This is a genomic window from Pseudooceanicola aestuariicola (assembly GCF_045763785.1).
In the GTDB taxonomy this organism is placed as follows: Bacteria; Pseudomonadota; Alphaproteobacteria; order Rhodobacterales; family Rhodobacteraceae; genus Pseudooceanicola.
The window spans coordinates 25000-38437 of sequence record NZ_JBJGSF010000010.1 but is presented as its reverse complement, the minus strand read 5'-3'; the positions used below and the strand labels follow the sequence as shown (position 1 = coordinate 38437).

Below are 13438 nucleotides of genomic sequence, written 5' to 3'. Positions count from 1 at the left end.
GGGGTCCTGATTTGTGCCTCCTTGGGGTTGGTTAGTCTTGCTCATCCTCAGACTGCCGGGATTGCCAGCGGGCAAACCATTCGTTCAGCAGATCTTCGGCATTCTCTTCGATCCAGCGGTCGAACCCGGCGGTTCTGACCGACAGGCTGATCCCCTTGTCCGATGCGTTGACCGTGGCCAGCGGCTGGCCTTCGGGGGACGTGATCGTGGCCCTGCGCGTCTCGGGGCGCGGGGCAGGGGGCTTGGCGCGGTGTTTGTTCTGTGCGGCCAGCAGGACGGCGTCGAAACGCGCGTCGGTATCCAGCTGGACGAATTCGGGACGGTTCATGAAGGCGGCGGCCCGATTGCGCGCGGCAGGGTCGTTGAACAGATCAACCAGCTTCATCCAGCGGTCGCGCCCGACGGACGGGGCCCGCCCGATCTGACGCAGGAAGGGCAGGTCAAAGGCGGTGCCGACCTTCAGCATCCGGCTGACCATGGGCATATCCATCGCCAGGGCGGCCGCGATTGTCTGCCGGTCATATCCGGCCGTATCCAGCTGCGCGGCAAAGCTGGCCTTTTCGATAAAGCTCAGATCAGTGCGGGTGTTGTTTTCCTGCCCCTGCGCCATCACCAGCGCGTGGTCGTCCAGCTGGCGCACCATTGCCCGGACGGGCATCCCCAACTCGCGCAGGGCGGCCAGACGACGGCGGCCATAGACGATTTCATACCGGCCCCTGGTCGTGGGATGGGGACGCAGCAGAACGGGCACCTGCTGACCGTAGGTCTTCAGGCTCTCGATCAGCTTTTTCTGCCCGTCCGAGTCAAATCCCAGCCGGTCTTCCATCCCCGCCATGTCAATCAGCGACGGATCAATGTCCTGCACAGCATTTTCCTGCAGTTTCGTCAGGCTGCTTTGCAGCGCCCCGACCGCGCCCTGCGGAATCATGCGCTGCCGGGGGGCGGCGTCGGATTTTGGTGTGATGTTCGAGGTCAGGATACCCTTGCGTGCCATATTAACGTCCCCATGCTGATTGGATCAGGGATTCAACTTCATCATTCACACCGTTGAGTGAATCGACCGCGCGATCGTAGGTGTTGCGGTTGAACTGGTTCCGCTCGACCTCGTATATCGTCTGATGCGTCAGGCCGGCGTCCGAAATCGCGGTGGATTTCAGCATGGCGTTGGTCATGACCTCTTTGCCGAAGAGGTTGCGCAGGAAGGCGACGACCTGTTGCTGGGGGCCGTCGTTCGGCTCTAACCGGTTGATGAGAAAGCGCAGGAAATCGTAATCCATCGTCGCGCCGGCATTGCTGACGACGTCCAGCAGGTCCGCGCTCATCTGCAGGAACTGCGACATCGACGCGACGTCCAGCATGTTGGGCACGATCGTGATGAACAACCCGGTCGAGGCACAAAGCGCCGCCATCGTCAGATAGCCAAGTTGCGGCGGGCAATCGAACAGGATCAGGTCGTAATTCGCCTCGACCTCGGCCAGGGCGGTTGCCATCCGGGCAAAGAACGGCGGCTGAATGTTCTCCATCAGCGCGCGGGGCGTTTCATGTTCGAATTCCTGCAGGATCAGGCCTGCAGGGGCCAGGTCAATGCCCTGGAAAAACGTCTTGGTGATGATCGACGACATGGGCACCGGATCATCATAGGAAATCGCGTCGTAGATCGTTCCGGTTTCAAGGAAATCGACCTCGGGACGATAGCCGAACAGCGTGGTTAGAGACGCTTGCGGGTCGATATCGACACAAAGGATGCGATAGCCTTTGAGCGCCAGACGCTGCGCCGTGTGGATTGTGCTGGTCGTCTTGCCCGAGCCGCCTTTGAAGTTCAGAAACGACAGGACCTGCACCTTGTCGCCGGGCCTGCGCCCCCGCAGGTACGTGCCGGGCGTTTTGGCGGCGCTGTCCAGATGGGCGCGAATGGCGGCCAGATCGGCGGCGCTGTAGTGGCGGCGGCCGCCGGGGGTGGTATGCACGTCGGCGATCTTGTTTTCAAAATGCAGCTTGCGCAGGAAAGAGGCCGAGATTCCCAGCAGATCCGCCGCTTCACCGGCCGAAAACAATCGCAATTCCTTGCGCGCATCGGGCGCGAAGGCTGTGGTCATGTGGTTTTCCAACGCCGCTGCGATGTTTTCCGCGTTAAAGCGGATACGCTCGTTGATGAGGATCTTCGTTTCGCTCATACTTCACCTGTCCCGGGGCAGGGGGCTTATCTGCCGCTCTCGCCCTCAGTAACGCTTCATAGCGCCATGCTCATTTTTATCGTTTCTATAGCGGGAGATCTGTGAGTCGCGCAAATGGTTTCTTGAGCCGCGAATTTTTGTAGGCTGGGGAATATGTTGTGGGCATGGACGTTTGGCGCCGTATGTCGGGCATAAGTATCTGAAAATGCGTGTCTATGCGGAGCTGATAGGCATAGCGCTTGGTGATATCGGTGCCAGCCAATTCTGACACAGACTGTCTGCGCGGCGATGATGCGGCCTGAGCCCCACATGACGACGCGCTTTGCACTGTCGCAGGGACTCGGGCAACAGAAAAAGACCTGCCCCCGACGTTTCCAGTCATGGGGCAGGTCTGTGTCAGTCACGATTGCAGGCCCGAACCGCGCCAAGACGGGTCCAGGCCGATCCGGGCGGCTATTCAGCCGCCTGCGTATCCGCTTCCGGGTTCACCAGCGTGCGCCAATCGACATCCTTGGGATAAACCCCCTCGTGCGAGGCGATTTTGGCCTGTGGGATCGCGGCGTCCGTCCCGATCGCGCGCCCGCCTTCGGCAACCTTGCGGGCCGCATCCGTCATCAGGCGGCGGAATTCAACGATGGCCAGGTCAGACGCACCCAGAACATCGGTGTGGCGTTGCACCCGGCTGCCCATCGACACCCACATGATGATGTCTTCGTTGGGGATGCCCGGCACACCGGTAAAGTGGCCTTCCTTCATCAGTTCGCGGTCCTGCATGAAGTCATTTTCCAACGTGCGTTTGGTCCGCCACTTGTGATCCAGGTCTTTGCCCGGAACGGCGTGGTTGAAGGCGCGCCATTCCTCGGTCGAGGGGACATTGGGGCCACCGAAGGCCAGGAAGTGGAACGCCGTCTCATCATCGTTGATCGGGACGATCACACTGGCGACCTTGTAATTGTTGTTCGGCGGAATCAGCGAATAGTAGGGCGCCACGAATTCCGTGATCCGCAGATAATGATGGGTCTGAGCGTTCTTGATCGGTTTCCGGATCGCGGCATAGTGGAAGCCGTAGCTGGTGGTTTCCGTCTGCATACGCGGCGATTTGTCGGTCGACGGGCGATACCAGGACTTGTCGTCGGCTGCGGCGCCTTCGACCCGCGCGGGTTTCATGGTCGATGAATGAAGCGACGAGGAATGTGCGCTGTCGATCTGACCTTCGTGGATTTGCGCCCAGTTCGCGGGAACGCGGATCTTCAGGATCGCGACGGGCGTGTCTTCGGTCGGTGCGAAGGCGGGGGGCTGGAATTCCGGCATATCGTCCTTTTCGCCCAGCCAGGCCCAGACGAAACCGCCCCATTCCCGGACGGGGTAAGACCGCGCCTTGACCTTGTCCATCAGCGGGCTGCCTTCGGGTTCAGACGACATGGCGACGACGTTCCCGTCCACGTCCATTTTCCAGCCGTGGTACAGGCAGCGCAGGCCGCAATCTTCATTCCGGCCATAGACCAGGGATGCTTTGCGGTGGGGGCACAGTTCGTCCAACATACCAAGCCGGCCTTTGCTGTCGCGGAAGGCGACGTAGCTTTCGCCCAGCACCTCGACACGCAGCGGTTTGCAATCCGGGTCGGCGACCTCTTCGATCAGGCACACCGGCGTCCAATGCTGTTTCATCAGCTGGGACATCGGCGCGTCACCGGAAACGAGGGTCAGGACATCATTTTCTTCTGGCGTAAGCATTGCTGTTCTCCTCCGGGCGGGCAGCACTGGATTGTTTTGAATGGTATCTTTAATACTTAGGTATCTAATATCATTCAACAGGGATTTTGTGTGACCCTTCACTAAATTGCGACAATCCGTTGCAAACCCTTGCTACATAAGACATTAGGCCTCTAACTTTTTTTGACAACCGTGCCGTGTGTCGATCGGGATGATCCCGGTCGATCAAAGTCCGGCAGAATTTTCCAGGAGCAGTTTCGCACATGAGCAACGTCAACATGCTGGATGGATTGGAAAGCCGCATGCTCGTGGCTTTGCGTGTGGCTTTTGCGGACGCAGAGACATGTGCGGCAAAGCTGTCCGAGATGAGCCGCCGTATTGATCGGGCCCAAGGGTTTCGTGGGCTGGATGTGATCCGGCGTGAAGGCGGGCTTGGCGTCGATTTCTTCGTCCTGGCCAGATTCGACACGCTGGAATCGCTTGAGGCATGGAAAACCTCTCCCGAACGCAGGGCCATGCTGGATGAGATCGAATCCCTGGCAATCGAGGACGTCGCGCGTCAGCAGGCGGCGGGGGGCAACATATGGTTTGAGCCGATCAGCTCTTTGTCCAGTACGCCGCCACCGCCGCTGTTCTGGAAGCGGTGGGCCGTCAGCATGCTGGCGGTTTATCCTGCGCTGGTTGTGCTGTTCTTCGCGTTGCAGCCATTGACCAGTCAGGTTCCGGTAGCGCTTGGTCTGTTGGTTGTGGCAACGATTCTGACCGGAATCACAACTGCTTATATCGTCCCGTACCTGACGCGCAGGTTGGGCCCCTGGCTGGCGCGGCGATAAATTTCGCGCATACGGTCACGTATCTGGGATCAGAACCTAGACGCTTGACAGCATAATATTAGGTATCTAAGTCATACCTTAAACCTGAATTGTGCGAGGAACCATGGACCCCATCAAAATGAGGATCGCGCGTAAGCGCTCATTGACGGAACAGATTGCCGAATTCGCTCTGGTTCCCGTCGATGGCACAAGTCTTCCATCCTTTACGCCGGGCGCGCACGTGACAGTGCGGACGCCCTCAGGTGCGATGCGGCGCTATTCGCTGGTCGGTGGGACAGAGGACCCCAAGGAATACGTGATCGCCGTCAAAAGAGAGGCGGAGTCGCGTGGCGGATCCGCGTCGATGCATGACGAAGCAAATGAAGGGACCGAGATCGAGGTCGAGCCGCCTGAGAATGATTTTCCGCTGACAGAGGCGAACGAATACCTGCTGATCGCCGGGGGGATCGGGGTCACACCGATTTACGCCATGGCGCAGGAACTGGAGCGTCAGAACAAACGCTTCAACATCATCTACTGCACGCGCAACAAGGACGAGACCGCCTATCTGGACGAAATGACCGAGGCCTTCGGAGACCGTCTGCTGATCCATCATGATGACGGAGATCCGGACAAGGTTTACGATTTCTGGGACCATTTCGCAGAGCCGCAGACGACGCATGTCTTTTGCTGCGGGCCCCAGCCATTGATGGAAGAGATCAAGGCCATCTCGGGCCACTGGCCCGAAGGCCGGGTCCATTTCGAGGATTTCAAACCGGTCGAGGTCGTGCGCGCGGATGATGAGGCCTTTGAGGTCGAATTGTCGAAATCCGGCGCATCGCTGACCGTTCCGGCGGACCGGTCCATTCTGGAGGCTCTGCGCGATGCGGGTCATGAGACCGTCAGCTCCTGCGAAAGCGGCACCTGCGGCACCTGCAAGACCAAGCTGATCGAAGGAGAGGTCGACCATCGCGATATGGTTCTGATGGATCACGAAAAACCGGATCACATCATGATCTGCGTGTCGCGTGCCAAAAGCGGGAAGCTGGTCCTTGACCTCTGATCCGGTCCGTCTGGGCGTTGCCGGGCTTGGGCGCGCGTTCATGCTGACGCTGCCGGCGTTTCAGGCGGACCCACGGGTTCGTCTGGTGGCCGCAGCTGCGCCGCGCGAAGAAAGCCGTACCGCATTCGAGGCCGAATTCGGCGGCACAGGTCATGCCACTGTCGAAGCGCTTGCCGCCGATCCGCAGGTCGAGGCGATATACGTCGCCACACCTCACCAGATGCACGCCGATCATGTTATCGCGTCGCTGGAAGGGGGCAAGCATGTTCTGGTCGACAAGCCCATCTCCGTGTCGATCGAGGACGCAGACCGCATGGTCGCGGCGTCCCGAAAGACAGGGTGCCACCTGATTGTCGGCCCCAGTCACAGCTTTGACGCGCCGGTTGCTTTGGCGCGGCAGATGATCGAGAGCGGTGAATTCGGCAATCTGCGCATGGTGCAGGCTTTCAATTACACCGATTTCCTGTATCGCCCCCGGCGTCCCGAAGAGTTGCGGACCGAAGAGGGCGGGGGCGTGCTATTCAGTCAGGGCATCCACCAGATCGATATGGTGCGACTGCTGTGCGGCGGGCAGGCCAGTCAGGTCTTTGCCATGACCGGCGCCTGGGACCCGGAGCGCCCCACGGAAGGCGCCTATTCGGCACTTGTGAACTTTGAGGGCGGGGCCTTCGCCACGCTGACCTATTCCGGTTACGCCCATTTCGACAGTGATATCTGGATGGATAACATCGGCGAACTTGGTGCCGCGAAAAACGCTGCAGATTACGGCAGGGCCCGTGCGGCACTGGTTGGACTGGATGCGGACTCCGAGGCCCGGCTGAAAACAACCCGGACGTTCGGTCAAGGTGCCCTGCCGGCGCATGCGACCCGGCACGAACACTTTGGCCCCGTCATCGCATTGTGCGACCGGGCCGATCTGCGGTTGACCCCGGGCGGCGTCGAAGTCTTCGGGGATACCGAACGTCGCTTTGTCGAAGCCCCGGTTGGCCCTGTTCCAAGGAAAGAGGTCGTCGATGCCCTGTTCGACGCGGTCCGACTGGATCGGGCCCCTGCACAAACCGGCGCCTGGGGGCTTGCCAGCCTCGAAGTGTGCCACGCCATACTGACATCCGCCGAAAGCGGCACCCCCGTGGCGCTGACCCGGCAATGCGGACCGACTTAAGAGGAGATTGATCGTGACCAATTTAAATCTGTCGCTTGCCATGGGCGATTATGACAGGACACGCGCCATCGTTGATGGGCGGGTCAAGATCGACGGCGTGGATCCGATCCCGATGCTGTTGTCGCCGGAAGAGATGTTCTTTCGCGCGTTCCGGCATCAGGCGTTCGATATTTCAGAGCTTTCGCTATCCTCCTATTCGATATCCGTTGCGCGTGGTGATGCGCATTATGTGGCGATCCCCGTGTTTCTTAGCCGTGCGTTCCGGCACACGTCGGTCTACATCCGGACAGACCGGGGCATCGACACGCCGGAAGACCTCAAGGGGCGCCGGATCGGTATCGCGGAATATCAGTTGTCCGCCAACGTCTGGGTCCGCGGTATTCTGGAAGAAGATCACGGCGTGAAACCGTCCGACATCACCTGGGTTCGGGGTGGCATGGACACGCCGGGCCGGCCTGAGAAGATCAAGGTCGACCTGCCCGAAGATGTCGTCGTCGAATCGGCCCCCGAGGGTGCGACGCTGAACCAGATGCTGATGGACGGAGAGATCGACGGCTTTATCGGGCCGCGCTGGCCCCGCTGTTTTGCCGAAGGTCATCCGCATGTCGGCCGCCTGTTCCGCGACAGTGTTTCGGCCGCAGAGGATTATTATCGCCGCACCAGCATCTTTCCGGTGATGCATGTGCTGGGTGTTCGCAGATCGCTTGCCGACCAGCACCCGTGGCTGCCAGCGGCGCTGATGAAAGCCTTTGCTCAATCCAAGAAGATCGCGCAGGACGCGTTGCAGGACACGTCGGCCACAAAGGTCACGATGCCCTTTGTCGAGGACACGCTGAACCGTGCGCAGGCCCTGATGGGGACCGATCCATGGACCTATGGTGTCGCGGCGAATGCGCATACGCTGAACAAGTTTCTGGATTATCACGCGGCGCAAGGGCTTTCGCCGCGCCGGGTTGAGATATCCGAATTGTTCCACCCCTCGACCCTAGAAGCCTACAGCTTGTAAGGAGCCGGATATGCAGGAATTCAGCCCCGGCGATCTCGTCGAAATTCAGATTGATCAGCAGCTTGTCTATGTCCTTGTGACGCATGACCATGCCAGCTATCCCACCGTTGTTCGGGCGATCGAGGGCGCCTACGAAACCCGGCCCGGTGACCTTGCCGCCCTGGGCAAGGGGGCCGCGGCCTTTACCGTGATGATCCCGCTGCAGGGGGCCTTGCGGAAACTTGGCCTTCAGCACGAGGTGGTGAAGACGATCGACATCTCGGACATCGCGCATACTTTTCCGACCTTTCGGATGCCCATCAGGGACAAGCAGGGCAACATCGTCTACTGGTGGTTCTGGGACGGGCGCGGCCTGAGCTATGAGGTCGAGCCGAACGAAGAGCAGAACGCAATGCCCCTGCGCGAAATCACCTCGGCCGAACGTTTTCAAGAGTTGCTTCAGCAGCTTTGAAATCCAACCCACAGCTCAGGTGAAAGCCGATGCCTTTTCTTGGCGAGATGTTCGCGCTTGTTTCGGCTTTCTTCTACGGCTTCAGTGCCGTCGCCATAAACAAGAATTCCGAGAACGGGCAGGCCGATAACGGTGCCTATCTGTCGGTCGTGATGACCGGCCTTATTGCCGGTGGCCTCTGGCTTGTCCTTGGCAATCCGCTGCCCGATGCAGACCGGTTGGTTTTTGTCGGTGTGGCCTATTTTGCACTGGCCGGTATTCTGGCGAATGTGTCGGGACGGGTCTTCATGTTTCGCGCGGTCGAACTGGTCGGTGCGATTGAAATCGGGTTGTTGCGGCGGCTGATCCCTGTTTTCGCAGCTCTGCTGGCCATCGTGTTTCTGGATGAAAGAATAACGTGGTCCATCGCGGTTGGGTTCGCGCTTGTGTTCTCTGGCATTTTTGTGGTGCTGGCCGGCAATCGCAAATCGCGCCTATCGGCTGGTGCCGCGCCGCCGGATGCCCCGCGAATTGTCACCCGCCGCGCCGAGGATCTGCGCCGTGGTCGTATTCTGGGAACCGTGTCATCCGCCAGCTATGGTGGCGCATATGTCAGCCGGAAATTCGCATTGGACGGGCTGCCCGATCCGTTGCTCGGGACGTTCATCGGCGCGATCACGGGTCTGGTGTGCGGTGGCCTGATCGCGCCGTTTTCACGACGGGGCAGGGCGGATATCGCATCGCTTTTCCGACGGCCCGCGCTGTGGCAGGCGATTGCGGCGATATCTGTGTCGCTTGGGCAGATCTTCCAGTTCTTCGCCCTGAGCCACACCACCGTAACGGCCGTGGCAATTATCGGGTCGGTCGAAATGTTCATCGCCGCGTGGTTGTCGGCCGTTTTGTTGAAATCAGAGAAGAAGCCGGGGCGGGTTTTTGCCTTTGCCTCGCTGCTTGCGCTGCTCGGGACGACCGTGATCGCCCTTGGCTGACATCATTCGGTCCGAGGGGGCATGGAAATGCGATTGCGAGATATATCTTAGATGTCTATGTTTACGGAAATGACTCTGTGCGATGTCGCAGGAAAGGGAGGAAACCGATGACTGACCATGTAGGCGCGGATTACCGCGCGGTATTGCCGTCCAACCTAGACCTTCACTACGGAGGTACGTGGTCAAAACCCGGTGCAGGCCGTTACGTGGACACCCTGAACCCCGCAACCGGAGAGGTTCTGGCAAGTGTCGCTGATGCCGGCGCGGCGGATGTGGATGCGGCCGTGAAGGCGGCGCAAAAGGGGTTTGCGGAATGGCGTGATGTCAAACCGCTGGAGCGCGCCCGGATACTGAAAGAAATCGCAGCCCTTCTGCGCAAGCATGGGGACGAGCTGGCGCTGATTGATGCAGCCAACTGCGGCAACCCCTACACCGAGATGAAGGGCGACGCGACCATTGCGGCCGCGCAGATGGAGTTCTTCGCCGGTCTGGTGACCGAAATGAAGGGCGACACGATCCCCATGGGCCCCGAACGCATCAACATGACGGTCAGAGAGCCGATTGGCGTGGTCGCCCGGATTCTTGCGTTCAACCATCCGTTCATGTTCTGCGGCGGCAAGATGGCCGCGCCGCTGGCGGCCGGGAACGCCGTTATCATCAAGCCCCCGGCGCAGGCGCCGCTGTCGGCCCTTCGGCTGGCCGAACTTGTCGATGGCCTGATGCCCGCGGGTGCCTTCAGCGTGCTGCCCGGCGGAACCGAAGCTGGGGCGGCGCTGGCCGAACATCCCGACGTGGCCAAAGTCACGTTGATCGGATCCGTCGCGGCGGGCAAGGCCGTGATGCGGGGCGCCAGCACTACGCTCAAGCCGGTGCTGCTGGAGCTTGGTGGCAAGAACGCCCTGATCGCCTTTCCCGACAGCGACCCGGATCGGATCGCCGATGCCATCGTGCGCGGAATGAACTTTGGCTGGTGCGGCCAGTCCTGCGGGTCGACCAGCCGGGCGTTCCTGCACGAAGATCTGCATGATGCCGTGCTGGATCGGGTGGCCGAACGCGTGGAACGCTACACCCCAGGGATCCCGACGGATCCGGATACGACGATGGGTGCGCTGGTCAGCCGCGCGCATTTCAAGAACGTCATGGATTTCATCGACAGCGCCAAAAGCGAAGGTGCCCGGACGGTGACCGGTGGCCATGCCGTCACCGATGGCGCGCTGGCCGAGGGCTGCTTTATCGCGCCGACGATCTTTGCGGATGTGACGGCTGACATGCGGATCGCACGGGAAGAGATCTTTGGCCCCGTCCTCGCCGTGCGCAAATGGTCCGACGAAGCCGATATGATGGCAGAGGTGAACGGCCTGCCCTTTGGTCTGACCTGCTCGATCTGGAGCAAGGATCTGGCCACCGCGCACCGGGCCGCATCCCGCGCAGAGGCAGGGTTCGTCTGGATCAACGAGGTCGGTCTGCATTTCCTCGGCGCGCCGTTCGGCGGCGTGAAGCAATCCGGCATCGGCCGCGAAGAGGGGATCGGAGAGCTGATTTCCTTCACCCATGAAAAGAACATTCATATCAATCTGGCGGGGCAGGCATGACCACCAATACAGACACCAAAACACCCCCGACCGACATCGACCGGCCAGAGCCTTCGGACGTCTCAACCCTGTATGGAAGTGACGCGATTGCCCTGATGCTGCGAGAGCTGGGGGTGCCTTATGTGGCGCTGAATCCGGGATCGAGTTTCCGGGGGCTGCACGACAGCCTTGTGAACTACCTTGGAAACCGTGATCCCCAGATGTTGCTGTGTCTGCACGAAGAACATGCCGTCGCCATCGCGCATGGCTGGGCCAAGGTTCGCGAAACGCCGCTTGCCGTCATACTTCATGCGAATGTTGGCCTGATGCATGCGGCGATGGCGCTATACAACGCGTGGTGTGATCGTGTTCCCATGCTGGTGTTCGGCGCGACCGGACCTGTGGACGCGGCCAAGCGGCGCCCCTGGATTGATTGGCTGCACACGTCACGGGATCAGGCTGCCGTGGTGCGACCCTATATCAAATGGGACGATCAGCCCGCATCGCTGGACGCGTCGCTAAGCTCCATGATCCGCGCCGCACGGCTGACGGCGACCGCCCCCATGGCCCCGACCTATGTCTGTTTCGATGTGACCGTTCAGGAGCAGCCGATTGAGGCCTTGCCTGAGCTGCCGTCGCTTGACCGTCATGCCCAGCCGAAATTGCCGACGGTCGGGGCCGACGATATCCGCCCGGTTCTTGAGATGCTGGACGCGGCCAAGGCGCCCGTTTTCCTGATGGGGCGCGTGTCCCGCAGCGACGACGACTGGGACCGCCGGATCGCGCTGGCCGAACGCTATGGCGCAAAGGTCGTGACGGACATCAAGACGGCTGCCGCATTCCCGACCCGCCACCCCCTGCACGTAGGCGCGCCGGGGTACTTCATCTCGGCCGACGCGGGTGAGACCATCGCCGCGGCGGATCTGGTCGTGTGCTTTGACTGGGTCGATCCGGCGGGCACCCTTTCTCAGGCGGGGGTGCAGGCGGCGACGCGCATCGTGAACATCACGCTGGAACCCTTGTTGCAAAATGGCTGGTCGCTGGATCACCAAGCCTTTGCCCCGTCCGACCTTTCACTTCTGGCCGCGCCAGATCAGGCGATACGGGCGATGTGCGATCAGGCCGGCATCGGGGCCCCGGAAACGGGCACGGTTGCGACGCCTATCGTACGGACAGAAGTTGCAGGCGATGCCGACCGGCCGCTCTTGGTCAACGAGCTGTCGGACCTGCTTGCCGACGCGCTGGAGGGTGAGACCGCGACCTATCTGCGTCTGCCATTAGGCTGGGATGGGTCCAAGTGCGATTTCCGCGGGCCGCTTGATTACCTTGGCTACGACGGTGGCGCGGGCATCGGATCGGGTCCGGGGATGGCCGTTGGCTCTGCACTTGCTCTGAACGGAACAGGGCGGTTGCCCGTGGCGGTTCTGGGCGACGGGGATTTCATCATGGGGGCGACCGCGCTTTGGACCGCAACGCATCATGAACTGCCGTTGCTGATCGTGGTGGCGAATAACCGGTCCTACTTTAACGATGAAATCCATCAGGAACGGGTTGCGAAAGACCGCAGCCGCCTTGTCGCGAACAAACATGTGGGGCAGGCGATCGACAATCCCGATATTGATATCGCGGCCTTGGCCAAGGCGCAGGGCGCGATCGGCTTTGGGCCGGTCAGCAATCGCCAGGACCTGAGCGAAACACTGGTCGAGGCAATAGCAGCCGTGAAATCCGGCCAGACTGTTGTTGTCGACGTGCGGGTCATGCGCGGCTATTCCGAAGCCATGGCTGAGGGGATGACCCAAGAGTAAACGCATAGCGTGATTTGTTGAATGCGCCTTTTAACGCGCGGCAAAAGCTGATTATTCTGTCCGTCTATGCGACGGATCAGAATATCATGAACGATAAGTCTTCGACCGAGACCGGGGAACAGCAGCCGCCGTTTCAGGAAGAACGTCTGGCCCGCCTTATCCGGCTGGCCGCGCGCGCCTTTAACAGATCACTCACGCTGCGGCTGTCGACCGAGGGCGTCACCTTCGGTCAATGGATTTTTCTGCGGATCCTCTGGCGCGAAGATGGCCTTTCGCAACGTGAGCTGAGCGCGCGGGCGCATCTGACAGAGCCGACCGCGCACACTGCGCTGCTTCGCATGGAAGAACTGGGATTGATCACGCGCCGAAACACGCAAGGCAATCGCCGCCGTCAGCATGCTTTCCTGACCGAGCAAGGCTGGCATCTGCGCGACAAACTTGAGCCGTTGGCGATCGAGGCGAACGAATTGGCCGTCGATGGTCTGAGCGAGGATGAACAGCACGTTCTGCGCAAGGCCCTGACCACAATGATTCGAAATCTTGAACGTGACGAAGCGGATGCGGCCCGGCGCGGACAGCGCGTTCCGCCAACGCGACCCCAGAATAACATTTAGAATCAGTCAGCTAAGAACCTACATGGGTTTTTGGCAATCCGCGAAATCTTAGTTTCTAAGATATCTACGTTGTTGACTTTCGATTCTGCCCGCCTATAA

General features: G+C 60.4%; 12 protein-coding genes. 9 read left to right on the top strand and 3 right to left on the bottom strand.

Annotation, left to right across the window (positions count from 1 at the left end; translation table 11 throughout):
• Window positions 1-31: 31 nt before the first annotated feature.
• The 3 genes from repB to ACI3GR_RS18835 form a co-directional block, all read right to left on the bottom strand.
• Window positions 32-994, bottom strand: coding sequence for a plasmid partitioning protein RepB (gene repB / locus ACI3GR_RS18845; RefSeq protein ID WP_407496665.1), 963 nt, complete (start codon window positions 992-994; stop codon window positions 32-34).
• Between the two features lies 1 nt (window position 995).
• A complete protein-coding gene (gene repA, locus ACI3GR_RS18840; RefSeq protein ID WP_407496663.1) occupies window positions 996-2174 on the bottom strand; it encodes a plasmid partitioning protein RepA in 1179 nt (392 codons plus the stop codon).
• Window positions 2175-2627: 453 nt separating this feature from the next.
• A complete protein-coding gene (locus ACI3GR_RS18835; RefSeq protein WP_407496661.1) occupies window positions 2628-3908 on the bottom strand; it encodes a Rieske 2Fe-2S domain-containing protein in 1281 nt (426 codons plus the stop codon).
• Between the two features lie 242 nt (window positions 3909-4150).
• Between ACI3GR_RS18835 and ACI3GR_RS18830 the strand changes: the two genes are divergently transcribed.
• The 9 genes from ACI3GR_RS18830 (at window position 4151) to ACI3GR_RS18790 (ending at window position 13339) form a co-directional block, all read left to right on the top strand.
• Window positions 4151-4720, top strand: coding sequence for a putative antibiotic biosynthesis monooxygenase (locus ACI3GR_RS18830; protein WP_407496659.1), 570 nt, complete (start codon window positions 4151-4153; stop codon window positions 4718-4720).
• A 103-nt stretch (window positions 4721-4823) separates the two neighbouring features.
• On the top strand, window positions 4824-5762 hold the full coding sequence (locus tag ACI3GR_RS18825) for a PDR/VanB family oxidoreductase (protein ID WP_407496657.1): 939 nt from the start codon (window positions 4824-4826) through the stop codon (window positions 5760-5762).
• Complete coding sequence (locus ACI3GR_RS18820) at window positions 5752-6924, top strand: Gfo/Idh/MocA family oxidoreductase (RefSeq protein WP_407496655.1); 1173 nt, start codon at window positions 5752-5754, stop codon at window positions 6922-6924. The genes ACI3GR_RS18825 and ACI3GR_RS18820 overlap by 11 nt, the downstream gene beginning before the upstream one ends.
• Before the next feature lie 13 nt (window positions 6925-6937).
• Window positions 6938-7930 carry an ABC transporter substrate-binding protein gene (locus ACI3GR_RS18815; RefSeq protein ID WP_407496653.1) on the top strand — a complete coding sequence of 331 codons (993 nt, stop codon included), beginning with the start codon at window positions 6938-6940 and terminating at the stop codon, window positions 7928-7930.
• Window positions 7931-7940: 10 nt separating this feature from the next.
• A complete protein-coding gene (locus tag ACI3GR_RS18810) occupies window positions 7941-8381 on the top strand; it encodes a hypothetical protein (protein ID WP_407496652.1) in 441 nt (146 codons plus the stop codon).
• A gap of 29 nt (window positions 8382-8410) precedes the next feature.
• Window positions 8411-9349, top strand: coding sequence for an EamA family transporter (locus tag ACI3GR_RS18805; protein WP_407496651.1), 939 nt, complete (start codon window positions 8411-8413; stop codon window positions 9347-9349).
• Window positions 9350-9456: 107 nt separating this feature from the next.
• Window positions 9457-10941, top strand: a complete 1485-nt coding sequence (locus tag ACI3GR_RS18800) for an aldehyde dehydrogenase family protein (RefSeq protein WP_407496649.1) — start codon at window positions 9457-9459, stop codon at window positions 10939-10941.
• Window positions 10938-12725, top strand: a complete 1788-nt coding sequence (locus tag ACI3GR_RS18795; RefSeq protein ID WP_407496648.1) for a thiamine pyrophosphate-binding protein — start codon at window positions 10938-10940, stop codon at window positions 12723-12725. The genes ACI3GR_RS18800 and ACI3GR_RS18795 overlap by 4 nt, the downstream gene beginning before the upstream one ends.
• Window positions 12726-12811: 86 nt before the next feature.
• Complete coding sequence (locus ACI3GR_RS18790; RefSeq protein ID WP_407496647.1) at window positions 12812-13339, top strand: MarR family winged helix-turn-helix transcriptional regulator; 528 nt, start codon at window positions 12812-12814, stop codon at window positions 13337-13339.
• The last annotated feature ends 99 nt before the right edge of the window (window positions 13340-13438 follow it).